Genomic DNA, 25185 nt, shown 5'->3' with positions numbered 1-25185 from the left:
GTTATTTCTCCTCTCCTAACTTCACAGCTTGATGAACGCGTAATCTACGAATGTGAAGGAACAGCAATGTTGCACCAGTCAGCATCATAAAAGCAACGACAAAGTAAAGCTGGTAGGTGTCTTTGGAATCAAATACGACTCGAAATGGCGGTACTTGCGTCTTCACATTCTCTGAGGTTTGCAAAAACGGAAGAAAGAAGTAGCTGGTTAGTTTCCCGATTCCGATACCTAACGCAATGGAAAGTCCAGCTGTAAAGCCTTGCTCGAGAAGCAGCATACCTGTCAATTGCCTACGGGATAAGCCCATAGCACGAAGAACTCCAAACTGCACAACCCTACTGGAAAGATTAAAGAACCAATACAGCATATAACCAATCAACGATACGATAACCGAAACTAGAAACCCAAGACTTAGAATCCCAAAAACGCCGCCTCTGGCTGGATGCTTTTTCTGGGTAATTAGTTCATTACGCACGTCTTTCACAGAAGCGATTTCAATTTCTTTGGCTTGCAGGGCGCTAACAAGAGGGGCTACCTTAGCGTCTGATTTCATCTTCAACCATACTTCATATGGAGCAATAGGAGCCTGGTCATACAAGTATTCCAGATTCGTTATGAAGAATGGCGTCTGATCCGGATATTGACTCGGCCAATACGGGACGATGCCAACAATAACGAATTCTACAGGCTGCTGCTGGACCGTAATGGACAGCGTATCGCCTTCCTTAAGTGCATACTTACTTGCGTAATTAGAAGGAATAATGACAGCCTGCTCGTAAGTTCCTAGCAGATTCAAGTACTGATTCGGATGGACTGGAAAAAGATCCGGTCGAAACCAAGCCACTTTGGCAAAATCGACATTGTCGACGCCCATAATCATACCTTGACCAGTCGATTTACCGGAAACAACGACATTTCCCTTGGTCAACAGCACTCTGGCCGCTGCCTCGACACCTTCCAACTCACGAAATATCTGAAACGGAGGCTCCACGTAGCGGATTTTGGAAGGTGTTTCTTCGCCAGGCTTGGCGCCACCACCACCTTGACCGCCACCAGTGCCAGAACCATTTCCACTACCTTGGCCACCTTTCCCCGTCCCTTTGCCGTTCTGTCCAGATTTTGGATCTTTCGGTAGATCGTCGGAGAAGCCTTCCCACACCGTTTGTAGTACAACATCGGTACCATACTGATACAGTGTTCGTTCCGTAGAATTCAAATCGATCGTACGTGCGGCTGAGGAGTTATACACACCGAGTCCAAGCGTAAGAACGAGAAGAAGCATAAGCGGATAATAGGCTTTGGCCGATCGAGATAACTGTGCGAGCGTCAGATAAAGCGGCACGGGCAAAAACCTGCGGCCAAGCCAACCGAATAAACGCAGCAGCCATGGGAAAATCCTTAAAAAGAAGAGCCCTAATGCAAAGATCGAGAGCGCCGGCACGAAAAACAAGAGCGGATGCACCTGCAGTTGATCCGTTGTAAGTCCCGTTTGTACGGACAACACTTGACGCTGGTCGAACAAGTAATAACCATAACCAACGACGCCGAGCAGCACGATATCAAGGAACCAACGCTGCCACAGAGGCGAACGATCAGCTCGTGCCAGCTGCTGTTTGTAATTAACGATTGAAGACCTAGCGAAGACAACCGCTGGGATCACACTAGCTAGAATCGCAATAACAATAGCGAGCGCTCCGTACACCATTGCTTCTTTTGTGAAACCGACAGGAATCGCTTTGCGATCTACGAATGTTAGGAATCCACTAGAGGAGCCTATACTTTTGGCCATGAACCAACCAATAAACGGACCAACGATGAGGGCGATAATCCCGAGAATTAAGCCTTCCGAAAAGTAGATGCCTACAATCTGTCTCGTACTGCCTCCACGGCTCCGCAGCACGGCAATAACACTTCGCTGACGATCAAGCGACTGTCTAGCATTCATCACAATATAGTAGAAAACCATTGCTATCATGGGAGCTGCCAACGTAAACAGCAAAATTTGCATTTGAACGCTTTGCGCTTTAAATTCATTCAAAATCGGCTGAAAAGAAACATCTACTTTTGTATTTTTCAACTTCTGAAACAGATTAATGTCCAATCGCTCCAGACGATTTCCCAGCTGAGAAAGCTGGCTCGTTTGAATATTTCGCAGATCAAATGCATAATACCAATTTGCTAGCTGCAGCGGAATTTTCTTCTCCGTTAATAGCGTCTTGGTGAATACCTCATCACTAACGATCAACGAATTAACCAAGCCTTCCAAGCCTTGAAACCAATACGAATCGTTTTCAAGCTTCGGTTTAAATGATCCAACGATTTTCACCTTAAGAAGCTGACTTCCACTCGCTCCAGAAGCTGCGTAACTAAATATATCACCTATATGTAGATCGTTACGGTACAGGGCTTCATCAAGAACAACAGCTTCCAAAACACCATTGTCCGATTGGTCTGAAGCCATCTGCCCCATGGACCACTCTACATGATCTTTCAGTCCGCTCAAAGAGGTTAACGTCATCTGACGGCGCTTACTTGGATCTACCTTCGTTGAATCTGTTGGAGTTAATTGCGACCCTTTGATCGTATAATTCCTTGCGTATGCATCTTGTGGAAACCCAATATCCTTAGGAATTTGATCTTGGATATAAACATTGACGTCTTTGAGCTCATCTAACCCTGCACGATCCGAACCAACCGCTTGATAGCGAATAAGTAAGGAACCAGCAGGCAATCCGCTGCTTTTCTCCTCTAGCGATTTAGCAACGACTCGCTTCAACGACCCATCCGCATACATCGGTATACTTGTCGTGAAAGCAACCGCCATAACGAGTCCAAGCAGCGTGCTGAGCGTCAGCCAGCGGGTATTCCACATTTTTCGAAACAGAAACCGCAGCATCGGCATGGACATTATCGACCCACTACTTTCTGACCTACTGTAAGACCTTTAACAATCTCTACATCCGTCGAAGTCTGTTGGCCAATTTCCACATCCACTTCCTTCTTGTTGCCTTGAGCATCAATAACCTGCACGTAATTGCGACCTGAATAGGAGCGAAGCGCTGCAAGCGGAATTACCGTCGCATTTTCTTTTCTTTGGGTAATAATCGTGATGCCAAGCTGAGTGCCTCGATTCAAGTTTTTCGGGAATTCATCCAGTTGGACGACAAGATAGTTGTCAATTGTGTCTTGCGCGCTGCCCCCTTGCCCGTCACCTGGGTAAAAACCACCGCCACTTCCATTGTTAGTGTTAGCCTGCGGATTAGGCAGTTGCTTAACCTTCCCTTTATGCTGACCAGCAGAATTAATATCGACGATGACTTCCATCCCAACAGCCACTTTCTTCGCATCATCAGCTGTAATACTTGCAGCTACTGTCAATTGCGTGAGATCTGCTAGCGTACCCACGGACTCAGTAGACTTCACCGTATCCCCTTTTTTAGCTGTCACACTAACAATCGTACCGCTAAAGGGTGCTAGTAGCTTGGCTTTACTAACTTGGTTATCCAACTTCTCAAGCTCTTCACGCTTCAATTCGAAATCAATCTTCGCCTGTTCAATTGCATCTGGGGTCATTTCATCGGCCTTGCGCAGCGTTTCAATCATCGTTAGTTCATCTTTGCGAGTTTGCAGACGCTTGCGCTTTAGGTCGCTAGCCATGTCGGAAACGTCAAGCTCCGCAATAGGCTGCCCCTTTTCTACAGCGTCGCCATTTTTCACAAGCAGCGCACTAATACGCTTGCTATTCATATCCTCGGAGAAAAACAGCTTCTCCTCTTGCAAAGCCATTAGACGACCGGATCCCCGTACTTTCGTTTCAAGTGTTTCCGTTTTCACTACATATTCCGGTTTCTTGGATAGTTTAGGTGGATTGATCGTCGGAAGTGCTTCTTCCTCCTGCTCCTTAGGCAACAGCGAGCAACCAGATGCAAGTATAAGCGTAGAACATAAAATTAGTGCAGCTAAGGGTTTCATCGTCCGACTACGAGACGAATCTTCCATCCACCATTTCGTAAACATGATCGGCAACCTCCAAAATCGTAGGGTCATGAGTCGTCATACAAATTGTCACTTGCTCGCTTACAATGATATCGCGAAACACCGACATAATTTGCGCGCCCATTTGTGAATCTAGTTCCGCAGTAGGCTCATCCGCCAAAATAAGCGAAGGCCTATGAGCGATCGCCTTGGCAATCGCAACGCGCTGCTGCTCGCCACCTGATAGTTCAAAAGGACGATGATGCATCCTCTTTCCAAGCCCTACAAGCTCAAGGCAATGCGTGACTCGCGCCTTCCACTGTGAGCGTGGCGTGCCAGCCATACGCAGAGCCAGCTCGACATTTTCCCAAGCCGAGAGCAATGGCATCAAGGCGAATGATTGGAAAATAAACCCAATTTCCTTACGCCGAATATGCGTGCGCTCATCATCGCTGCAACGATGGAAAGGATGTCCTTGAAACAAAATTTCGCCCTCATCAGGCTGATCCAGCCCCCCAATCAAGTTCAGTAAAGTTGTTTTACCGGAACCGGAGCGGCCTTTCAGCATCACTAGCTGCATCGGCAGCAGCTGCATGTCAATACCCTTTAACACGTCCAATCGCTGACTGCCTACATGAAAGGAGCGTTCCACGCCACTAACCGTCAACAGAGGGCTATCAGATGTGACCACGCGAGAGGGAATAGCATCCACTTGCGGATTTTCTTCGATAACTATCGTTTCCATCGTGCTCATACTTTTCTTACGAAACCAGCCTGCCACGCGTGAACCTCCCTTTCATTGCCAAACTGTATGATATAATAGACGGAGCAGCATGATAAAAAGTTCCACGAAACTGAAGGTTTGCTGAAAATAACCTAAAAAAACTTTTGATTTGTATATAACTACTTATATATACTATTTTTTGGTTATTCTATCAATCCCTCTCACTCCCTATTTTGTAATCTCATAGCATCATAACGGAAATGTATAAAGAGAATACAAAGAAATATTAAAGAAAACATGAAGCATCATCTATTTAAACAGCCATTTTGCTCCCTTGCCTTGCAAGTTTATAGAAATACACAACCTCTACTAATCGAATAACCTTTCATTTACCTAACAATTTTGTAAGGTTCCCTGTAAATTAAAAACCTAGCGGATCTATTTCCACTAGGCTAGTTGTTCCTATTATTCCATGGCACTATTGCGCAGTACCATATGAATATGGTCTTCCCAAACGTCATGAATTTTTAAATATTTAAGCGCTAAGCCCTCTTCATAAAAACCTAATTTTTCAACCACTTTTAGGGAAGCTCCATTGCGAGGCATAATATTCGCCTCAATTCGATGCAAGTGCATCTCATTAAACGCATAAGCAATTAACGCATGCAAAGCTTCCGTCATCAATCCCTTATTCAATTGCTGCCCATCCAGCCGATAACCCAGATGACAAGATTGAAAAGCCCCTCTCACAATATTACTGAGTGAAACTGAACCAATAATTTGCTCCTCATAAAGGATCCACCATTTTAGCAACTGACTTTCATCCATGTTCTTCGCGTCCTGCTCCAAAAGCTCGGCTTGATAAACTGCCGTGAAATAGTCCTCATTGCGTTCGGGCTCCCACAACTTTAGAAAATTACGGCTACGCATCACATAATCGAGTACTAAATGTACGGAAGAGCTATCAAGTAAAACCAACGACAATCGTTCTGTTTTACACACTTCTTTCATGAGGTACATCCCCTTTCCACTCCTTACAATACCAGTAGTTTACGCAGAAAGTTGCGCTTATCAGGTAATTGATCACAAAATACGTGCTTTAATTTACCAATGGCAGGATTTTTCTTTCCTTTAGGGAACTTTAAAGAGACACCATTTTTTGTTAGGAAGAAGGAGACTTTTCACATGATCGAAACCTTAAAAACTTATTTCGAGCAGCACCGGGACAACCACATAGAGGAACTGATGCAATTTTTACGCATTCCAAGCATTAGCGCGGTTGCCGAGCACAAGGCAGATATGCAGCGTTGTGCCGATTGGACTGCGCAGGCTTTGAAGCATGCAGGTCTTGAGAACATCGAGATCATGGCAACCGACGGACATCCAGTCGTATACGCAGATTGGCTGCATGCACCGGGTCAACCTACGGTTCTCATTTACGGACATTACGATGTACAGCCCGCTGAGCCGCTTGAGCTATGGTCTACACCGCCCTTCGAACCCGTTATTCATGACGGTAAACTGTTCGGAAGAGGCAGCACCGACGATAAAGGACAGTTATTTCTTTATGTCAAAGCCGTTGAAGCTTTCCTGCGTACCCATGGAAGCCTGCCTGTGAATGTGAAATTTTGCATTGAAGGCGAAGAAGAAATTGCAAGCAAGAACTTGCCCCCTTTCATCGACAAACAGGCAGGCAAGCTACAAGCGGATATAATAACTCTTTCCGATACTCAAATGCAAGGGCCTGGAAAACCAGCCCTCATGTATGGCCTGCGCGGTCTTGCAGGGTTTGAAATCATTGTCGAAGGAGCGAATAGCGACTTACACTCCGGCCTTTTTGGCGGCGCTGTACAAAATCCGATTCATGCGCTGTCCAAACTGCTTAGTTCATTTCATGATGACGATGGCCGCGTTGCCGTGAAAGGCTTCTATGACAGAGTCATTGCGCTTTCCGAGAAAGAGCGCGAAGCTTTCAAGCAAGTAGAACCAGATGCGGATAAAGTTCGCTCCGACTTGGAAGTAGATCATTTGTTCGGAGAGAAAGGGTTTTCTTTCTATGAACAAACAACCTCCAGACCTACATTGGAGATTACATCCGTCAGCGGCGGCTTCCAAGGCGAAGGAATTAAACCCATTATTCCTAATCGCGCCATTGCCAAAATAGCCTGCCGCCTCGTTGCTGCGCAAGTCCCGGATGAAATTATGGACGCTGTCGAAGCGCATATTTATGCAAATACACCGCAGGGCGTCAAGATCATCCTGGATCGCCAACTTCGCGGAAATCCGTTCATTACGCCAATAGACGAGCCCGTCATGGTAGCTGCCGCGCAAGCATACGAAGATACCTACGGAGCTTGGCCTGTATACACACGCAGCGGAGGATCAATTCCTATCGTGGAAGTATTGGGGCGTGTGCTGAACGCTCCAGTCGTATTGCTCGGATTTGGTTTGCCGGGTGAAAACCTTCATGCCCCAAATGAGCATTTTCATTTGGTCAACTTTGATAAAGGCCTGGAGACAATAAGCCGCTTCTGGTTGAAATTAGCTTCTGCTAAGGAGTAACAACGATGAGCATAAGTAATTTCACAATCCGTCATGCCCGCTTAGAAGACTTATCAGAAATTGTGCGCATCTATAATACAACAATTGCAGGACGTATGGTTACTGCGGATACAGAACCCGTAACTGCGGCAAGCCGTGAAAAATGGTTCTATGAACATTCAGCTGATTTTCGTCCCTTATGGGTACTAGAGAGCAGCTCAAACATCTGTGGTTGGTTAAGCTTTCAATCTTTCTATGGCAGACCTGCCTATAACGCCACAGCTGAGGTTAGCATCTACATCGACGAAGCTTTCCGTGGGCAAGGAATCGGCCGTTACCTCCTACAGCAAGCTATCGACGCTTGTCCTAAACTACACTTGAAAACGCTGCTCGGCTTTATTTTCGGCCATAATGAACCAAGTCTTAAGCTGTTTCGCAGCTTCGGCTTCGAAAATTGGGCCCATCTACCTGGTATAGCCGAGCTCGATGGCGTGGAGCGCGATCTTCTCATTATAGGAAAGCGTGTAGGTTAACGATCCTCTATTAAAACCAAATGCAACATCAATAACGCTTATCCTCTTGTCTTAGCGGCAACCACTGCCGCTTCGAACTCGGATAAGCGTTTTTTCATTCCCTTTTCATTGTTGATCAAGCTCAGCTTCTACTTCAATCTCTATCATTAATAAAGGATCAATCAAACCCTTCACTTCAACCATCGTCGCAACAGGCTGCACATGTTGAAAAAACTCGCCATGCGCCTTTCCGATTTCAGTCCATTTCGAAATGTCCGTCACAAACATTCTTGTACGTACCACATCCGACATTTGTGCACCAAGCTCTTGCAGCGCTTTCTCAACCGTTTGCAAAATATAGCGAGTCTGCTCGTATGGATTATCTACGCCAATGACAACTCCGTCTTTCATGGCCGTTGTCCCGGCAACTTCAATCCGATTTCCCACCCGTATAGCGCGGCAGTAACCAACGAGAGGCTCCCAAGGTGAGCCTGTAAATACTTTTGCCCTCTTCACTTCTATCCGCTCCTCCTACATAATTAACTTCCGCTTTTCATCCATTAATTCTCTCCAAATAAGGCGCTAGCTTCTGTTGCAGCTCTTCGGAAATCGACATCATTGGCAATCGTAGGGTATCCGACTCGATGACGCCTTGCTGCTCTAACAACCATTTCAATGGAGCTGGATTCGGCTCTTGAAAAAGTAGTTGAATCAATGGAAGCAGATTTTCAAAATATACTTTACTCTCCGCTTGGCGACCTGCCATGAAGCTTCGATAGAACGATACGAACCTCTCCGTTTCAACGTTCGCAGAAGCACTCATAAAGCCTCTAGCGCCTGCACATAATGCTGCATATAGCAGCGAATCCTCTCCGCAAAGCACAGGCTTGGAACCGAGGCGGACAAGCTCAGACACAAGTTCAGTGTCCGAGGTACTGTCCTTCATTCCAATGACGCCATCGATATCGAGTATCGTACGAATCGTATTCAGTTCCAGCTTCACACCAGTCCGATGTGGAATTTCGTATAGAATGACGGGCACGCCAACACTCGCTATGTGACGATAATGCTCAATGATTCCCTCTTGACTTGGCTTATTATAGTAAGGAACAACGACCAATACGGCATCGGCGCCTAGTTTCCCAGCGATTTCCGTTTTTTTCACGGATGACATGGTGTCATTCGTACCTGTGCCAATGACAAGCGGTACACGCACATGCGCGGCTTCACGCGCGGTTTGTGCGGTAGCGAACAGAATATCCAGTTCATCTGAGGTAATCGTGGGAGATTCCCCTGTCGTTCCATTAACAATCAAACCATCAATATCATCCTGAAACAAATTGTACGCTTGATTATAGAAAGAGGCGACATCCACCTCATATTCTTCGTCAAATGGTGTAATGATTGGCACATATACCCCCTGTAAGTCACTTTCTCTCAACATCCTAACCATCTCCTCACCAAAATTATCCGTATTTCCACTTTAGCATGGAAGAAAGCATCACAGTTAGCTATAATAAATGATAAGGTTCATCAAAAATTTTGATAATGCGAGGTACAGAGATGGATCTTACGTACTTTCGAACATTTCGTGAAGTGTCTCGAAGAAAAAGCTTCACACGCGCTGGAGAGGAATTAGGCTACGCGCAATCGAGCGTGACTATGCAGATTCAGAAGCTTGAAAGAGAGTACGGAGTGCCTCTTTTCGAAAGATATGGTCGGCAGCTTAAATTAACCCCGCCAGGTGAAAGTTTACTGAAACTGGTCAATCAAATGCTAGAATTGTATGATCAATCCAAAGAAATTGTCGCTAATCAAGTGAGCGGCACGTTAACAATCGGAACAATAGATTCGCTTGCGGCTTATTATCTCCCCCCTTACTTACACAAGCTCAGGCAGCTGTTTCCTGGCCTTAACATTCAGCTTCTACCCGACAATGAGTCGTCCTTATTGACCAAAGTGAAAGAAGGTAGCTACGATATTGGACTCCTGCTTGATCGCTACCCAGCTGACAGTCAACTTCATTGTATTCAAGTAAGAGAAGAACCTTTAGTCTTAGTCGCACCTATAAACCATCCACTTGTGCGAACCGAGCTAATTCAATTAATTGACTTACAACACGCCGACATCATCGTAACAGAAGAAAGCTGCATTTATCGGGGGATGTTCGAGAAATTGCTCAAAGACCATGCCATTCCTTATCGCATCGGCTTCGAGTTGGGTAATCTAGAGACAATCAAACACTGCGTGATGACTGGACTAGGAATTGCTCTTCTTCCCCGCATTGCTGTGCAAACTGAGCTGGAGCTTGGCAAATTAGCTGTCCTTCCTTTTAAACATCCAGATTTGCGGTTTGACCTACAGCTCCTCCTTCATCCCAAAAAGTGGATGTCTCATTCCCTTCATGCTTTCATAGATATGTTGGTAACATAAAAAAAGAAGCTCTCCTTTTCGAAAAGGTAGAGCTTCTTCGTAATTTCCCTCGCTCGCAGCAATCATAATTATGCCTGACGGACGAAAGCTAATAGCTTGCATTCACTTTGGTGCAGCCGCAATTAGACTGCTTACTGCATAGCCTCGCTGCTGAAAAAAGCACAAAACGCAATCCTTACATCTCATTTTCTTATAGGACGACCCACATCATTCGTCAAACTTTGCGTTTATGGAGATGGGGATTACAAGCCGAATGCAGCCGGATTTGCTCTCCAAGATTGAAGAAGCGCCATATCTTCTTCTTTAATCTTGCCCTTTTCCAAAGCCACTTCGAGCAGTTTGGTGTAGTTTGAGAGCGTATGAAGCGGCATATCCGCAGCTTCGAAAGCTTCTGTCGCTTTATCAAGCTGGTAAGAGAAAATTGCAAGAACTCCTAAAGCTACAGCGCCAGCTTCTTTCACTGCCACTGCTGCTTTAAGCGAGCTGCCGCCTGTAGAAATCAAGTCCTCGATCACGATGACCTTTTGGCCTGGTTGAACGGAGCCTTCAATCAGATTCTCTTTGCCATGACCTTTCGCTTTATCTCGAATATAAATCATTGGCAATCCAAGTTTCTGCGCAACCCATGCCGCATGAGGAATACCCGCTGTTGCTGTACCAGCAACAACTTCCGCATCAGGAAACTTTTCTTGAATCAAAGCGACAAAACCATCGGCAATCGCTTCACGAATTGCTGGATGAGACATCGTCAGTCGGTTATCGCAGTATATCGGCGATTTGAGACCAGATGTCCATGTAAAGGGTTGATGCGGGCGAAGCGATACCGCTTCTATATCTAGTAATGAAGCCGCCACATGCTGTGCAATTGTTTCTAGTTGACTCATGGGTTCTTCCACCGTTCCTTCCGTTGTTAAAGCTTTTTCAGGCTATACGACCGAGTCGATAATCAACTCGATCGCGGCTCTTGGATCCGTTGCCCCAGTAATCGGACGACCGATTACAACGTAGTCCGTCCCCTGCGCGAATGCCTCCGCAGGCGTCATAATGCGCGACTGGTCGCCCACGTCGGCTCCTGCTGGGCGTATACCCGGCGTCACGGTGACGAATCTGTCGCCGCACGCCGCCTTGATTTGCGTCACTTCTAGCGGTGACGCTACGACACCTTGCAGTCCCGCGGCTTGCGCTAAGCGGGCATAGTGAATGACGGCCTGCTCGACGGAGCCAGTCAGGCCAATCTCGTCATTCAGCACCTGCTGGGTGGTGCTGGTCAGCTGCGTGACGCCGATAACAATCGGACGTCTCGCCCCTTGTGTAAGCGCCTTGTCGACGCCCTCCAAGGCCGCTTCCATCATTTGCTTGCCGCCAGCAGCATGGACGTTGAATACATCCACCCCAAGGCGCGTAACGCTTTCCGCGCCACCTTTGACCGTGTTCGGAATGTCATGCATCTTCACATCCAAGAACACCTTATAGCCTCGCTCCTTCAAGCTCGCTACAAAGCTAGGTCCAGCGGCATAGAATAGCTGCATGCCCACTTTCATATAGCAAGGGATGCCTTCGAGCTGCTTCAGCAGCCCTTCAGCCCCTTGCGCGTTGGCGTAATCCAGAGCCACCATGATGCGTCCAGCAACGTCCGTACGTGTAAATCCACTCATATTGTTCACCATCCCCTAGGAATGAACCGGCATAGCGCGGGATGAGAAGTTAATCGACTCAAGCATATTCACGAGCGCTCTTACTGTATCGAGCGATGTCATACAAACGACGCCATTCTCTACCGCTTCGCGACGAATGCGGAAACCGTCGCGCTCTGGTGCCTTACCTTTGGTCAAAGTATTCACAACAAACTGGGCTTCTCCACTGCGAATCAGATCCAAGATATTCGGAGAACCTTCCGTAAGCTTGTTCACTGTAGTAACAGGAAGTCCCGCTTCCTCTAGCGCTCTAGCCGTACCGCCAGTAGCCATAATTTTGTAACCAAGTCGGTAGAAGCCTTGTAAGATTTCGATTGCTTCCTCTTTATCTTTGTCAGCCACTGTAACAACCACTGAGCCAGCAGAAGGAATTTTCATACCTGCACCGATTAGACCTTTGTACAGCGCCTTCGCAAAATTCGTGTCACGACCCATGACTTCACCTGTTGATTTCATCTCAGGCCCTAGCGTCGTATCTACGCGGCGAAGTTTAGCAAAAGAGAACACAGGCACTTTAACGGATACGAACTTATCTTCCGGCCATAGACCGCTTTGATAACCCATGTCCGCCAGCGTTTGACCCATAATAACGCGAGTAGCCACGTTAGCCATTGGAATGTTCGTCACTTTACTTAAGAATGGCACCGTTCTTGAGGAACGTGGGTTAACCTCGATCACATACACTTGATCGTTATGAATCACGAACTGAATGTTGACTAAGCCAAACACGTTCAACTCAAGCGCGATTTTTGTAGTGATGTCGATAATTTGATTTTTGATATGATCCGTAAGCGATTGTGGCGGATAGACAGCAATGGAGTCACCTGAGTGAACACCCGCGCGTTCAACATGTTCCATGATACCAGGAATGAGAACTGTTTCTTTATCGCAAATCGCGTCGACTTCAACTTCTTTACCTAGCATATATCGGTCGATAAGAACTGGATGCTCAGGGTTAATTTTCACCGCGTATTCCATATAGCTCAGCAGATCTTCGTCGGAATAAACGATCTCCATAGCACGTCCTCCTAAGACGTATGAAGGACGAACAATGACCGGGTAGCCAAATTGTGCAGCCGTTTCTACCGCTTGATCGACAGAAGTCACGGTTCCGCCCGGAGGTTGAGCGATGTTCAATTTGCGAAGCAGAGCTTCAAATTTTTTGCGATCTTCCGCTGCATCAATACTCTCAAGATCGGAACCAAGAATACGCACGCCCGCTTTAGCTAGCGGCGCAGCCAGGTTAATCGCGGTTTGACCGCCGAATTGGACGATAACGCCGATTGGTTGCTCACGCTCAATTACATTCATTACATCTTCAAAGAACAAAGGCTCAAAGTACAAGCGATCTGAAGTGTTAAAGTCCGTTGATACTGTCTCGGGATTATTATTGATAATAACGGCTTCGTAACCCGCAGCTTGGATTGCCCATACAGCATGTACCGTTGAGTAATCAAACTCGATCCCTTGGCCGATACGAATTGGACCCGAACCCAGAACAACCACTTTCTGTTTGCTTGTTTCAGTCACTTCATCTTCTTGCTCGTAAGTCGAATAGTAGTAAGGTGTAGAAGCTTCAAACTCAGCTGCGCAAGTATCTACCATTTTATAGACAGGCTTGATATTTTGCTCCAAGCGGAATGTTCTCACATCCGCTTCTTTCGTGTAGGTCGCACATCCTGCGAGTGTACGGATCTCTGCGATAGCACGGTCCGTAAAACCTTTGCGCTTCGTATCGAAAAGCAGTTCAGTCGTCAACTCACTTGCTGCAATTTCATTCTCGTATTTGATAAGTCCATCTAATTTATTCAGGAACCACCAGTCGATTTTCGTGAGCTCCTGCAATTTTTCAACAGTATAGCCTCTGCGGTAGGCTTCAGCCAGTAAGAACAAACGCTCGTCATCCGGCTTTTGCAACCGATATTCTAGCGTTTCTTGATCCAGCAGATCTGTCTCTTTCAGGAAAAGACGGTGCACACCGATTTCCAATGAACGAATTGCCTTGTGGATGGACTCTTCGAATGTACGGCCAATCGCCATAACTTCGCCAGTCGCTTTCATTTGTGTTCCCAGCTTACGGTTTGCCGCTGTAAATTTATCGAACGGCCAACGAGGAATTTTGGAAACGATATAGTCCAACGCAGGCTCGAAGCATGCATAGGTTTGTCCCGTTACCGGATTGATCAGCTCATCAAGCGTATAACCAATCGCGATTTTGGCCGCCATCTTGGCAATCGGATAGCCAGTTGCTTTGGAAGCAAGCGCTGAAGAACGGCTTACACGCGGATTAACTTCAATGACATAGTATTGGAAGCTGTGCGGATCAAGTGCGTACTGTACGTTACAACCGCCCTCAATGTTCAGCGCGCGAATGATTTTCAGTGAAGCCGAACGCAGCATTTGGTACTCACGGTCAGATAGCGTTTGGCTCGGTGCCACTACGATGCTATCTCCCGTATGTACGCCAACAGGATCAAAGTTCTCCATGTTACACACGACGATACAATTATCGTTTGCGTCACGCATAACCTCATACTCGACTTCCTTCATACCTGCGATGCTTCGCTCAACGAGACACTGACCGATCGGGCTGTAACGAATACCGGAAGCCACAATCTCTGTCAACTCTTCCATCGTGTTGCAAATACCGCCGCCTGTGCCTCCTAATGTATAAGCAGGGCGAATGATGATTGGGAAGCCAATTTCATTAGCGAATTCCACAGCTTGTGCGACCGTAGTCACGATCACGCTATCCGGTACTGGCTGCTCCAATTCTCTCATTAAATCTCTGAAAAGGTCACGATCCTCAGCTTTCTCGATCGCAGTAAGCTGTGTGCCTAGAAGCTTAACGTTCTCGCTTTCCAAAACACCTGCGCGGGCCAGCTCTACCGCCATGTTCAGACCTGTTTGCCCACCTAAAGTAGGCAGCAAACCGTCTGGACGCTCTTGACGAATAATTTGCGTTACGAATTCAAGCGTGATCGGTTCGATATATACTTTATCAGCCATGTTCGTGTCAGTCATGATTGTGGCTGGATTGCTGTTGATAAGAATGACTTCCATGCCCTCTTCTTTAAGCGCTTGGCAGGCTTGTGTGCCTGCGTAGTCAAACTCCGCTGCCTGACCGATAACAATCGGACCAGAACCAATCACAAGAATCTTTTTGAGTGTATTATTTTTTGGCATACTGTAGTTCCTCCTTCACAGATGTCGACGCCGTGGATGTTTTCCACTGAGCAAGCATTTGCGCTTGGCGAGGCTGCTGTGGGTTATTCAGCTTGTGCTGGCGAATCATTTCGATGAAATCATCGAACAAATAACTGGAGTCAAAGGGACCCGGCGCCGCTTCCGGATGATATTGAACCGAGAAGGCAGGATGATTTTTATGCTTTAATCCTTCGATGGTGCGGTCGTTATTGTTAATATGGGTGACTTCAAGATCCGTACCAATAACGGAGTCTTCCTTCACCGTATAGCCATGGTTTTGGGAAGTGATGTAACAGCGTCCGGACGCCAAGTCTTTTACCGGATGATTACCCCCGCGGTGACCGAATTTCAATTTATCTGTGTCAGCGCCGCAAGCAAGTGCGAACAGCTGGTGACCGAGGCAAATCCCGAACAATGGAATCTCGCCGATCAGTTCTTTAACCATTTGCACAGCGTGAGGCACGTCTTTCGGATCCCCAGGACCATTAGACAGCAGAACACCATCCGGGGCAAGGCGAAGAATTTGCTCTGCAGTTGCATCTTGCGGCACAACAACAACGTCACAGTCACGTTTGCTTAAATCGCGAATGATTCCGCTTTTCGCGCCGAAATCAACTAGAACGATACGCTCTTTGTGTCCAGGTGCGCCATATACGCTTTTCGTCGATACGCGTGCCACTTGATCTGTCATGAGCGAGCTGCCATTTAGCATTTCAGTTAGCTCAGCAATGGATTGATTCGCCGTTGTAAGCAAACCCTTCATTACACCATGATGGCGAATTTTACGAGTTAACATCCGGGTGTCGATGCCGCTGATTCCAATAATGCCGTATTCCTTGAGCAGGCTGCCTAGTGTATATTGAGCTCTCCAGTTACTCGGAATCTCCTCATGCTCGCGCACAACAAACCCATGAATGAACGGACGCACGGATTCGAAGTCGTCACGGATGACGCCATAGTTCCCGATTAATGGATAGGTCATAGTAACGATCTGACCGCAATAAGATGGATCCGAAAGTACCTCCTGATAACCTGTCATCCCTGTATTGAATACAACCTCACCGACGGAATTCCCCTCACTACCGAACGATTTTCCTGTAAAAAGAGTGCCGTCTTCCAGCAACAATCTTGCCTGCATGTTTTTCCAACTCCTTCGCTATTGTCAAACGATTCACAATGAACCGCAGATGTCATGCTTATATTTTGCATAAAAAAAGATCTTTCTGTATAAATATACACGATTTTTCAATCGCCGTATAGCTTTTTGAGCAATCCTACGACCAGACTACTTTACCTGATGCAATCGTAACTACCGGCCAACCTTGCAGCTTCCAGCCGATAAACGGCGTGTTTTTACTGCGGGATTCAATTTCTTCTTTCAGCACTTCACGCACTGTCTCAAGATCAACGATCGTAATATCGGCAGCGCTTCCTACCTGTAAGGTTCCGTATGGAAGACCAAATACTTGAGCAGGTTTAGCCGTCATGCGATCGATGAGGAAGCCCAGTGTCCATTTACCAGTAAGGACAAACTTTGAATACAGCAACGGGAACGCTGTTTCGAAACCGAGAATACCGAAAGGGGCAAGCTGCATTCCTTTTTCTTTTTCTTCCTCGCTGTGCGGCGCATGATCCGTGACGATAATGTCGATCGTGCCATCTTCCAAGCCCTCGATGACAGCCTGTACGTCGCGCGGCGTGCGTAGTGGAGGGTTCATCTTCCAATTGGCGTCGAGTCCTGGAATGTCTTCATCTGAGAGCACAAGGTGATGCGGACACACCTCAGCTGTCACTTTAATCCCGAATTGCTTCGCGTGTCGGATGAGGCGAACGGATTGCTCGGTACTTACATGGCACACGTGATAGTGAACGCCCGTCGCTTCGGCCAGCAGCACGTCGCGCCCTACATGAATAGCTTCGGACTCGTTCGGTATTCCTTTGAGTCCGTGCTTTTTCGCGAACGCTCCTTCACTTACTGGCGCGCCTTCAACCAAGGTGTTATCTTCGCAGTGCGCGATAATCGGCATACCAAGCGATGCGGCTAACGCCATCGCATCTTTCATCATCTGTGCGCTTTGGACGCCCACACCGTCATCCGTATAACCGACGACACCCGCTTCCTTCAGCGCGGCGAAATCTGTCAACTCGCGGCCGAGCTCGTTCTTCGTGATACAACCGTAAGGAATAACGCGCACGGCTCCTTCTGTTGCAGCTTTATCCAATATGTAGTTCACTGTGTCGACCGTATCAATCACAGGTCGAGTATTCGGCATACAAGCTATTGTTGTGAAACCGCCTCTTGCCGCGGATCGAGTTCCGGTCGCAATATTTTCTTTATGTTCAAAGCCTGGCTCACGGAGATGAACATGCATATCAATGAATCCTGGTGCAACCAGCTTGCCTGCGGCATCAATGATTTCGTGCCCGTCCGTGTTTGGCACCGAGCCAGTGCTCGCGTCTAGCACTTGCGCAATCGTATTATTTTCAACCAAAATATGTTTCTGTGACTGCTCGTTATTTGCATCAACCGTAAGTCCGTTCAATATCCAAATGCCCATTGTAGTGAAGCCTCCTGTTCTATGATAAAGCTCTCTCAATGACCGCCATCCGTATCGGTACACCGTGAGCAATTTGCGTGAAAATTTTTGATTTCTCATGTTCTACAAGTTCATCGTCCAACTCTACATTGCGATTTACCGGAGCTGGATGCATGATGATGGCATGAGGAGCCATGCGGCTTGCGCGTTCAACTGTTAGTCCATATTGCTCGCGGTATTCCTCTGCAGAGCGGATGATTCCCTTATCATGGCGCTCAAGCTGCACGCGCAGCATCATAACTACGTCGGCCTTCAGCGCTTCCTCGAAGGAAACGTACGAGGCGAATTGCGCAAGCTCTGGAGCTTGCATGCTTTCAGGTGCACAGAATTGTATACTAGCTCCGAGAGCGATCAGACCCCAAAGGTTCGAGCGAGCTACACGACTGTGTAAGATGTCGCCGATGATGGAAACGGTCAATCCTTTAAACGAGCCAAACTGCTTGCGCATCGTGTAGAAGTCTAGTAATGCTTGCGTGGGGTGTTCGTTATTCCCATCCCCCGCATTAATGAGAGGGACTTTAATTTTCTCTGCCAGCTCTGCCAGAACGCCAATCGGCTTCAAGCGAATAACGCCCGCATCGATGCCCATTGACTCCAGCGTTCTCACAGTATCGTAAATCGATTCGCCTTTTTGCACGCTTGATTCTGCAGCGGAGAAATTGAGCACGTCCGCTCCTAAGCGCTTTTGCGCCAGTTCGAAAGAGAATCTTGTCCTTGTGCTATTTTCAAAAAAAAGGTTGGATACGAACTTTCCTTGAAGTTGATTCGTGACCTTCTCCGGGTATTGTTCCCAATGTGCGGCTCGATCCAGAATACTCAGAATCTCACTTGCAGGAAGACCTTTTAATCCCAGAAAATGTTTTGATGTAGGTATGCTTATTGTGCTCACTCCTGTTTCCCCCTCTGTTGAAGTATGATGACCCCATCTTTGTTGTCTATTTCTGTTAGCAGCACTTCAATACTTTCACTTTTGGAGGTAGGTACATTCTTTCCTACGTAATCGGGGCGAATCGGCAGTTCGCGGTGCCCCCTATCGACCAGCACAGCAAGTTGAATCATTTGCGGTCTGCCCAGATCAATTAAAGCATCCATGGCGGCCCGCACGGTGCGGCCTGTATAGAGGACATCATCGAAGAGGATAATCTTCCGATCTTGAATTTGGAGCTTTCCACCTTCCTGCACGTTGTCCACGGACTTGACCTTAACCCGATCGTCGCGATAGGAGGTAATATCAATTTCCCCGACTGGAACAGGAATGCCTTCGATTTCGAGAATTCGTTCTGCCACGCGCGAGGCTAAGAAGATCCCCCGGGTACGAATCCCGATTAAGGTACAATTCTCTACCCCTTTATTCTTTTCCAGTATCTCATGCGCAATCCGCGTAAGTGCTCTTCGTATACCCATTTCATCCATAATGCTGTGTTCTGCTATCTCGGTCATCCTTTACGCCCCCCCAAAGTTTTCCACAGGAAAACTTGCGTCATAAGCAACTGCTTCGTTTTGCTGAGGCAAAACCAGCAATGTAAGCCTTCGCTTTGCTTTGAGTCACACAAAAAAACTCCTTGCCATGTTATAGGCAAGGAGTTTTGAGTGCATAAAGATACAGAGCGAGGCATAAGGATGCGCACATCCCTAAGCTACATCTACCGAATACGCGATTCGTTAGATCTCGGCTTTTCTCATCGACTACCTTGCCAGCCTCTCTGGACTGTTTTTAAAGGTACATATTCAATTAAAAGGATTATGCCATTTTCGACACAATAAGTCAATATGTAAATGTCGGAACACTTTGAGGAATCGCTTCGAGCGAGCAGGACATACAAGTTTAACCGTTCTCGGATTCTGTAGAATCTGATTCTCGTCATGAACTATAGTAAGATCGTTTACTCTATCGAGCAGGATGGCTCTTTCGACAAAAATAGTCATTATTGATTGAAACGCATTGGCTCAAACGACCCCTTTCTGATAATATAGGAGAGTCAATCTAAATTATAAGGAGATGTAACCATGTCAGAAATGAATACCTTAGAAATTATTAAGTTTATCAAAGAGAGCACGAAAAAGACTCCTGTTAAAGTATATGTCAAAGGAAATCTTGAAGCGGTTGACTTTGGAGCAGACACGCAAACTTTTCTATCCGGCGGAAGCGGCGTTATCTTCGGAGAATGGAGCGTTATTCAACCGATCCTCGAACAAAATAAGGCTCTGATCGAGGACTTTGTAGTTGAAGCGGATCGTCGCAACTCCGCGATCCCGATGCTTGATCTGAAACCGATAAATGCCCGCATTGAGCCAGGCGCAGTTATTCGCGATAAAGTACATATTGGAGATAACGCAGTCATTATGATGGGCGCTCTTATTAACATCGGCGCATCCGTAGGCGATGGTACGATGATCGATATGAACGCTGTTCTTGGCGGCCGAGCTCAAGTGGGCAAAATGTGTCACATCGGTGCAGGCGCAGTTGTGGCTGGCGTTATTGAACCTCCTTCTGCACAACCTTGTGTCATTGAGGACGATGTTCTTGTTGGTGCTAACGCTGTTATTTTAGAAGGTGTTCGTATCGGCAAAGGTTCAGTAGTTGCTGCCGGTGCAGTTGTTACTCAAGATGTAGAAGAATATACTGTCGTAGCTGGAGCTCCTGCAAGAGTTATTAAAAAAGTTGATGACAAAACAAAATCAAAAACAGAAATTTTACAAGATCTTCGCACCCTGTAAGGTGTTTTGGAGGGATACGCCATGCTTAGCCCATTTATAGAGCTGCGACGTCAGCTTCACCAAATCCCTGAGCCGGGTTTTCAAGAGTTCAAAACACAAAAGCTGCTTTTAGACTACCTAGCAGCGCTTCCACAAGAACGATTGACGATTCGCACATGGCTAACGGGCATTCTAGTGCATATTGCGGGTACGAATCCAACGAAGCGATATGGGTATCGCGCTGATATGGACGGGCTCCCGATTTCAGAAGAGACCACGCTGCCGTTTCCTTCTCAGCATCCAGGCTACATGCATGCATGCGGTCATGATTTGCACATGTCGATAGGGACGGGAATTGTATCCCACTTTGCGCATGAAGCAATGAAGGATGACCTCGTTGTCATTTTTCAACCAGCCGAAGAAGGTCCTGGCGGCGCCTTGCCGATGCTTCAAACTGATGAGCTCAAGCAATGGATGCCTGACCAAATCTTAGCACTGCACATTGCACCCGAGTATCCGGTAGGTACCATTGCTACGAAACCAGAAATATTGTTTGCGAATACGTCTGAGCTCTTCATAGATTTGTTAGGCAAAGGTGGACATGCCGCTTATCCTCATCAGGCCAACGATATGATCGTTGCCGCATCGCAAATGGTCGGCCAACTGCATACGATTGTTGCCCGCAACGTGAATCCGCTTGATTCCGCCGTCATCACCATTGGTAAAATGGATGCTGGCACGAAGCAAAATATAATCGCTGAAAAAGCCCGCTTAGAAGGTACGATTCGTACCCTTTCAGCTGACTCCATGACAAATATCAAAAAACGCATTGAGGCTGTTGCTGCTGGAATCGAAAGTTCCTTCGAATGCAAAGCTTCGATTGATTATGGCTCAAATTATCGCCAAGTGTATAATGACCCTTCGTTAACATTGGAATTCATGGACTGGCTGCGGAGTAACGGGCAAGTTGAACTCGTGGTCTGTACAGAAGCTATGACAGGTGAGGATTTCGGCTACTTTTTGGAACATATCCCAGGCTTTATGTTCTGGCTAGGCGTTGATACCCCACACGGGCTACATCATGCAAAAATTGAACCCGACGAGCGCGCTATTGATATCGCCATTACTACGATCACCGCTTATCTCCGCTACAAATCCAGCGGTTTGTAAATGTAGCAATCAAAAAACCTCCATCCACTTTTCTCTGTGGTTTGGAGGTTTTTGATTTTTGTAACAAGATCCATTCACTAGATCTTCAAGTCAGCTTCTTAATAAAGCGCTCAACTCGGTCAAGCGATTGCTCCAGCACGTCCTGCGAATAAGCGTACGAGATGCGAATGTAACCTTCACCGTAGTTTGTAAACGCGTCACCTGGAACCACAGCTACATGCTCCTCAGTTAGCAACCGCATCGCAAACTCTTGTGACTTAAGTCCGAAGCGAGTGATCGAAGGGAATAGATAGAACGCTCCGTCCGGCTTTTCCAACTCAAAGCCCATTGCAATCAAACGATCATACACATAGTCCCTGCGAAGTTCATAAGCATCCCTCATAGGCATTGCGTCATCTAGCCCATTCGTCAATGCCTCCAGTGCCGCATACTGGCTTACCGAGCTAGCGCAGGTTACATTATACTGATGAATCTTCACCATATGCTCGGTCAAATACGCAGGCGCAAATGTGAATCCAATTCGCCAGCCCGTCATGGCATGAGACTTGGAAAGTCCATTAATCACAATCGTTTTCTCACGCATCTTGCCTATTGTGGCGATCGAATGGTGACTTCCCCCATATACAATCTCGCTGTAGATTTCATCGGATAATACGAATATCTCCCTATCCTCTAATAAGTGAGCAAGATCAGCCAATTCTTGTTCAGTCAGCACTTGCCCAGTCGGATTGGATGGGTAGCATAAGATGACACAACGTGTGTTAGCCGTTAGATGAGGCTCCAAGAGATCCGCTGTTAATTTAAGCCCATTTGCTCTTGTATCCACATAGACCGGAATCCCGCCAGCTAATCGAATTAACGGCTCATATCCGGGATAAATTGGAGCCGGAATAATGACTTCCGCACCAGGTGTAAGGATCGTGCGAAAAGCAATATCTACCGCTTCACTCGCTCCTACGGTGACGATAATCTCATCAGTCGCCCGATAGGTTTGACCATATTTTTGAAGAACGAATTTGGAGGCAGCTTCACGCAGTTCAGGCAACCCGGGGTTGGGTGTATAGACTGTTTTATTCTGATCTAGCGCCTTTTGCCCCGCTTCGATAATATGCCGCGGCGTTGGAAAATCTGGTTGGCCAATGGTTAATGTCAATGCACCTGGGATTGTGCTGACAAGATTGGATATTTTGCGTATGCCTGAAATTTGAATATCTTTTACTTGCGGGTTAATAAGATGCTCCATCAGATTCACTCCTCTGCCCGTGGATGAACGCTAAGATGTTCGTATTGAATGAAGAAGATGCTCCATATCAGGCGGTATTGCAGCCTCGAATTGCAGGGTTTCTCCCGTACGCGGATGAACAAAACCCAACACCGCTGCATGCAGCGCCTGCCCTTTCATCAACATCCCCTTGCTCTTGCCGTACATGGGATCGCCAACAAGTGGATGACCGATAAACTTCATATGTACGCGAATTTGATGCGTTCTACCTGTCTCAAGCTTTAATTCAACAAGTGTAAAATCGCCAAATCTCTCAATTACAATAAAATGAGTTACAGCATGCTTGCTATTTTTTTCAGTTACCGTGTACATTTTACGATCATTTGAATCTCTTCCAATTGGAGCATCAATTGTGCCTTGATCATGCTGAAGGTTGCCATGGACAAGAGCCACATATTTGCGGTTAACTGTATGTGCCTTTAATTGCTCGGCTAAGCCAGCATGCGCTTTATCGTTCTTTGCAGACATAATCAAACCAGAAGTGTCTTTATCAATTCGGTGAACAATACCCGGACGCAGCTCGCCGTTAATGCCGGACAAGTCTTTACAATGATACATTAAGGCATTCACTAACGTTCCCGAATAATGACCAGGCGCAGGATGAACAACAAGCCCTCTTTGCTTATTGATAACAATCAAATCTGAATCTTCATAAACCACATTCAATGGGATATCCTCTGCGACTAATTCAACCCCTGTTGGTTCTGGAATGTTTAGCGCAATCACATCGTTTGCAGACAGCTTGTAATTGGGCTTGATCGACTTCCCATTTACCTTCACGTGCCCGTCTTTAACCCATTGCTGCACTTGGGTGCGGGAAACTTCTTCCTCTAAAGCATCTGTTATGAATTTATCAATGCGATCACTGGCAAATTGTTGTTCAACCGTCCATTCCATAGCTTCGCTAAAAGCGGATTCAGGAGAGGTCTTGTTTGTGTTCATGTGTGGCTCCTTTTTTTTCTTTTCTCCAAGCAAGCAGCGATTCCAAGAAAATCAGGATGACCCCGATAACGATGGCCGAATCAGCTAAATTGAAAATCGGATAAATGTAATAAATTGCTTTTCCGAATAAATTAAAATCAAATGTAAATTGTAAGAAATCAACAACTTCGCCGAATAATGTGCGATCTAAGAAATTACCAAGCGCTCCGCCTAACAACAAGCTAAGCGCGAAAGATAATAACCCCTTGCCTTCACGAATGGTTCGACGTATATACCAAAATATACCAATTACAACAATGAACGTTATGATGATAAAAAACCAACGTTGATCTTGCAAAATCCCGAATGCTGCACCGCGGTTGCGATGCGAGGTGATTACGAAAAAATTGCCAATTATAGAACGTTCCTCAGCGATTGGAATATGCTTCACAATGATCCATTTCGATGCTTGATCCAACAAAAAAACGACTAACGCATAAAAATAATATTTCACTCGATATCCTCCTAAATCGTTTTGCATTAGCAAAACTTGCTTCATAAGCAATAACTGTCCCTTAAATTCAAGGAATTACCTCACTAAAAAAAGCCGCGAAACGGAATTATAACGGTATAGATTATTCTCCAAGAAGGGAGCTGTACCGACCATGAGTCATTTGAGCGAGCAGCAAATAAGAGAATTAAATTTGCAGCTTTTGGAGGAAAAGCTTGATCTCGAGCGGCATTTTGGGACGAATGACAATTTCGGCTTATCCCATTCTTTTATAGACAGCATTGGCGAGCTTTCCATGTACGACAACCATCCCGGCGATATTGCTTCTGAGCTATATGAACGAGAGAAAGACATTTCACTAAACGAGCATGCCGAGTTCCATTTAACCCAAGTTAATGAGGCATTAGCTCACATGGACCAAGGGGATTACGGTATCTGCATTTTTTGCAAAGCTCCAATCGCATTTGAGCGTCTGCAAGCGATCCCGACTACGCTCTACTGCTTCGAACATGTCCCTGATCCTCACGTATCCGATCGCAGACCTGTAGAAGAACAGGTACTGTTTCCCCCATTCGGCAGGACAAGCATGGACGAACGCGATGATGAAACTGAATTCGACGGCGAGGATGCTTGGCAAATTGTTGAAAGCTGGGGAACCTCTAATACCCCGGCCTTTGCAGAAGATCCGAATGTGGAAAACTACAATGAAATGTACATTGAAGCCGATGAACAAGTAGGCTATGTCGAATCGTTTGAAAGCTTCGTTGCAACAGACCTCTATGGAGAACACGTGATGATTGTCAGGAGCAAAGCTTATCGAAATTATATAGACAATGGCGAGGGAGATCCCCTCTTAGAGCCTGATCAGACTTACGTTGACGACGAGAAGTAGCAGCTAGTCACAGACAGGACAAACGAGCT

Annotated in this window: 22 protein-coding genes; 6 read left to right on the top strand and 16 right to left on the bottom strand. The window is 46.5% G+C overall.

Going from position 1 to position 25185, the window contains the following annotated elements:
• Position 1 precedes the first annotated feature (1 nt).
• The 4 genes from GK047_RS04655 to GK047_RS04640 form a co-directional block, all read right to left on the bottom strand.
• Positions 2-2902, bottom strand: a complete 2901-nt coding sequence (locus GK047_RS04655) for an ABC transporter permease (RefSeq protein ID WP_163943653.1) — start codon at positions 2900-2902, stop codon at positions 2-4.
• Between the two features lie 5 nt (positions 2903-2907).
• On the bottom strand, positions 2908-4017 hold the full coding sequence (locus GK047_RS04650; RefSeq protein WP_163941854.1) for an efflux RND transporter periplasmic adaptor subunit: 1110 nt from the start codon (positions 4015-4017) through the stop codon (positions 2908-2910).
• Positions 3980-4756, bottom strand: a complete 777-nt coding sequence (locus tag GK047_RS04645; RefSeq protein ID WP_481855926.1) for an ABC transporter ATP-binding protein — start codon at positions 4754-4756, stop codon at positions 3980-3982. The genes GK047_RS04650 and GK047_RS04645 overlap by 38 nt, the downstream gene beginning before the upstream one ends.
• A 408-nt stretch (positions 4757-5164) precedes the next feature.
• Complete coding sequence (locus tag GK047_RS04640; protein WP_163941851.1) at positions 5165-5710, bottom strand: GNAT family N-acetyltransferase; 546 nt, start codon at positions 5708-5710, stop codon at positions 5165-5167.
• A gap of 174 nt (positions 5711-5884) precedes the next feature.
• Here GK047_RS04640 and GK047_RS04635 point away from each other — a divergent pair, with 174 nt between their 5' ends.
• Together GK047_RS04635 and GK047_RS04630 are read left to right on the top strand one after the other, a co-directional pair.
• Entirely contained in the window at positions 5885-7261 is a 1377-nt protein-coding gene (locus tag GK047_RS04635) for a dipeptidase (RefSeq protein WP_163941849.1), read from the top strand.
• Positions 7262-7266: 5 nt separating this feature from the next.
• Positions 7267-7773 carry a GNAT family N-acetyltransferase gene (locus GK047_RS04630; protein WP_163941846.1) on the top strand — a complete coding sequence of 169 codons (507 nt, stop codon included), beginning with the start codon at positions 7267-7269 and terminating at the stop codon, positions 7771-7773.
• A gap of 105 nt (positions 7774-7878) precedes the next feature.
• On the opposite strand, the gene GK047_RS04625 is transcribed toward GK047_RS04630, so the two are convergent.
• Together GK047_RS04625 and dapA are read right to left on the bottom strand one after the other, a co-directional pair.
• On the bottom strand, positions 7879-8268 hold the full coding sequence (locus GK047_RS04625; protein WP_163941844.1) for a Rid family hydrolase: 390 nt from the start codon (positions 8266-8268) through the stop codon (positions 7879-7881).
• A 37-nt stretch (positions 8269-8305) separates the two neighbouring features.
• A complete protein-coding gene (gene dapA / locus GK047_RS04620) occupies positions 8306-9196 on the bottom strand; it encodes a 4-hydroxy-tetrahydrodipicolinate synthase (protein ID WP_163941842.1) in 891 nt (296 codons plus the stop codon).
• Positions 9197-9315: 119 nt separating this feature from the next.
• On the opposite strand from dapA, the gene GK047_RS04615 reads away from it, so the two are divergent.
• A complete protein-coding gene (locus GK047_RS04615) occupies positions 9316-10185 on the top strand; it encodes a LysR family transcriptional regulator (RefSeq protein ID WP_163941839.1) in 870 nt (289 codons plus the stop codon).
• 242 nt (positions 10186-10427) lie between these two features.
• Here GK047_RS04615 and pyrE read toward each other — a convergent pair whose 3' ends face one another.
• The 7 genes from pyrE to pyrR all read right to left on the bottom strand — a co-directional run bounded on the left by pyrE (position 10428) and on the right by pyrR (position 19123).
• Positions 10428-11069: an orotate phosphoribosyltransferase gene (pyrE, locus tag GK047_RS04610; RefSeq protein WP_163941836.1), complete on the bottom strand. Its 642-nt coding sequence runs from the start codon at positions 11067-11069 to the stop codon at positions 10428-10430.
• A 42-nt stretch (positions 11070-11111) separates the two neighbouring features.
• On the bottom strand, positions 11112-11840 hold the full coding sequence (gene pyrF / locus GK047_RS04605) for an orotidine-5'-phosphate decarboxylase (protein WP_163941833.1): 729 nt from the start codon (positions 11838-11840) through the stop codon (positions 11112-11114).
• A 15-nt stretch (positions 11841-11855) separates the two neighbouring features.
• On the bottom strand, positions 11856-15065 hold the full coding sequence (carB, locus tag GK047_RS04600) for a carbamoyl-phosphate synthase large subunit (protein ID WP_163941816.1): 3210 nt from the start codon (positions 15063-15065) through the stop codon (positions 11856-11858).
• Positions 15052-16224, bottom strand: coding sequence for a glutamine-hydrolyzing carbamoyl-phosphate synthase small subunit (gene carA / locus GK047_RS04595; protein ID WP_163941813.1), 1173 nt, complete (start codon positions 16222-16224; stop codon positions 15052-15054). Before carA ends, carB begins: the two co-directional genes overlap by 14 nt.
• A 136-nt stretch (positions 16225-16360) precedes the next feature.
• The gene (locus GK047_RS04590) at positions 16361-17644 is read right to left on the bottom strand and encodes a dihydroorotase (RefSeq protein ID WP_163941810.1); all 1284 of its coding nucleotides are present in this window, start codon (positions 17642-17644) and stop codon (positions 16361-16363) included.
• A 19-nt stretch (positions 17645-17663) separates the two neighbouring features.
• Positions 17664-18572: an aspartate carbamoyltransferase catalytic subunit gene (locus GK047_RS04585; RefSeq protein ID WP_163941807.1), complete on the bottom strand. Its 909-nt coding sequence runs from the start codon at positions 18570-18572 to the stop codon at positions 17664-17666.
• Positions 18569-19123 (bottom strand): bifunctional pyr operon transcriptional regulator/uracil phosphoribosyltransferase PyrR, encoded by a 555-nt coding sequence (gene pyrR / locus GK047_RS04580; protein ID WP_163941804.1) that lies wholly within the window; start codon positions 19121-19123, stop codon positions 18569-18571. Before pyrR ends, GK047_RS04585 begins: the two co-directional genes overlap by 4 nt.
• Before the next feature lie 567 nt (positions 19124-19690).
• On the opposite strand from pyrR, the gene dapD reads away from it, so the two are divergent.
• Positions 19691-20401 carry a 2,3,4,5-tetrahydropyridine-2,6-dicarboxylate N-acetyltransferase gene (gene dapD / locus GK047_RS04575; protein WP_163941801.1) on the top strand — a complete coding sequence of 237 codons (711 nt, stop codon included), beginning with the start codon at positions 19691-19693 and terminating at the stop codon, positions 20399-20401.
• A gap of 21 nt (positions 20402-20422) precedes the next feature.
• Positions 20423-21550, top strand: a complete 1128-nt coding sequence (locus tag GK047_RS04570; RefSeq protein ID WP_163941796.1) for an N-acetyldiaminopimelate deacetylase — start codon at positions 20423-20425, stop codon at positions 21548-21550.
• 85 nt (positions 21551-21635) lie between these two features.
• Here the strand turns inward: GK047_RS04570 and GK047_RS04565 are convergent, their stop codons facing one another.
• The 3 genes from GK047_RS04565 to lspA are packed head-to-tail and all read right to left on the bottom strand — an operon-like array spanning position 21636 to position 24267.
• Positions 21636-22793, bottom strand: a complete 1158-nt coding sequence (locus GK047_RS04565; RefSeq protein ID WP_163941793.1) for an aminotransferase A — start codon at positions 22791-22793, stop codon at positions 21636-21638.
• Between the two features lie 30 nt (positions 22794-22823).
• A complete protein-coding gene (locus GK047_RS04560; RefSeq protein ID WP_163941790.1) occupies positions 22824-23774 on the bottom strand; it encodes an RluA family pseudouridine synthase in 951 nt (316 codons plus the stop codon).
• Positions 23749-24267 (bottom strand): signal peptidase II, encoded by a 519-nt coding sequence (gene lspA / locus GK047_RS04555; RefSeq protein WP_163941787.1) that lies wholly within the window; start codon positions 24265-24267, stop codon positions 23749-23751. The genes GK047_RS04560 and lspA overlap by 26 nt, the downstream gene beginning before the upstream one ends.
• 151 nt (positions 24268-24418) lie before the next feature.
• Here lspA and GK047_RS04550 point away from each other — a divergent pair, with 151 nt between their 5' ends.
• Positions 24419-25156 carry a TraR/DksA C4-type zinc finger protein gene (locus GK047_RS04550; RefSeq protein WP_163941784.1) on the top strand — a complete coding sequence of 246 codons (738 nt, stop codon included), beginning with the start codon at positions 24419-24421 and terminating at the stop codon, positions 25154-25156.
• The last annotated feature ends 29 nt before the right edge of the window (positions 25157-25185 follow it).

The organism is Paenibacillus sp. SYP-B3998 (assembly GCF_010820665.1).
Classification (GTDB): Bacteria; Bacillota; Bacilli; order Paenibacillales; family NBRC-103111; genus Paenibacillus_E.
This window is presented reverse-complemented; position numbering and strand designations above follow the sequence as displayed.

What these genes read in the sequence shown, in the direction of transcription:
- GK047_RS04630 (WP_163941846.1), top strand. Translation starts at nt 7,267, where the DNA reads ATGAGCATAAGTAATTTCACAATCCGTCATGCCCGCTTAGAAGACTTA.
- GK047_RS04570 (WP_163941796.1), top strand. Translation starts at nt 20,423, where the DNA reads ATGCTTAGCCCATTTATAGAGCTGCGACGTCAGCTTCACCAAATCCCT.
- dapD (WP_163941801.1), top strand. Translation starts at nt 19,691, where the DNA reads ATGTCAGAAATGAATACCTTAGAAATTATTAAGTTTATCAAAGAGAGC.
- GK047_RS04560 (WP_163941790.1), bottom strand. Translation starts at nt 23,774, where the DNA reads ATGAACACAAACAAGACCTCTCCTGAATCCGCTTTTAGCGAAGCTATG.
- pyrF (WP_163941833.1), bottom strand. Translation starts at nt 11,840, where the DNA reads ATGAGTGGATTTACACGTACGGACGTTGCTGGACGCATCATGGTGGCT.
- carB (WP_163941816.1), bottom strand. Translation starts at nt 15,065, where the DNA reads ATGCCAAAAAATAATACACTCAAAAAGATTCTTGTGATTGGTTCTGGT.
- GK047_RS04635 (WP_163941849.1), top strand. Translation starts at nt 5,885, where the DNA reads ATGATCGAAACCTTAAAAACTTATTTCGAGCAGCACCGGGACAACCAC.
- GK047_RS04650 (WP_163941854.1), bottom strand. Translation starts at nt 4,017, where the DNA reads ATGTTTACGAAATGGTGGATGGAAGATTCGTCTCGTAGTCGGACGATG.
- GK047_RS04565 (WP_163941793.1), bottom strand. Translation starts at nt 22,793, where the DNA reads ATGGAGCATCTTATTAACCCGCAAGTAAAAGATATTCAAATTTCAGGC.
- pyrR (WP_163941804.1), bottom strand. Translation starts at nt 19,123, where the DNA reads ATGACCGAGATAGCAGAACACAGCATTATGGATGAAATGGGTATACGA.
- GK047_RS04655 (WP_163943653.1), bottom strand. Translation starts at nt 2,902, where the DNA reads ATGCCGATGCTGCGGTTTCTGTTTCGAAAAATGTGGAATACCCGCTGG.
- GK047_RS04550 (WP_163941784.1), top strand. Translation starts at nt 24,419, where the DNA reads ATGAGTCATTTGAGCGAGCAGCAAATAAGAGAATTAAATTTGCAGCTT.
- GK047_RS04640 (WP_163941851.1), bottom strand. Translation starts at nt 5,710, where the DNA reads ATGAAAGAAGTGTGTAAAACAGAACGATTGTCGTTGGTTTTACTTGAT.
- dapA (WP_163941842.1), bottom strand. Translation starts at nt 9,196, where the DNA reads ATGTTGAGAGAAAGTGACTTACAGGGGGTATATGTGCCAATCATTACA.
- GK047_RS04590 (WP_163941810.1), bottom strand. Translation starts at nt 17,644, where the DNA reads ATGGGCATTTGGATATTGAACGGACTTACGGTTGATGCAAATAACGAG.
- GK047_RS04615 (WP_163941839.1), top strand. Translation starts at nt 9,316, where the DNA reads ATGGATCTTACGTACTTTCGAACATTTCGTGAAGTGTCTCGAAGAAAA.
- pyrE (WP_163941836.1), bottom strand. Translation starts at nt 11,069, where the DNA reads ATGAGTCAACTAGAAACAATTGCACAGCATGTGGCGGCTTCATTACTA.
- carA (WP_163941813.1), bottom strand. Translation starts at nt 16,224, where the DNA reads ATGCAGGCAAGATTGTTGCTGGAAGACGGCACTCTTTTTACAGGAAAA.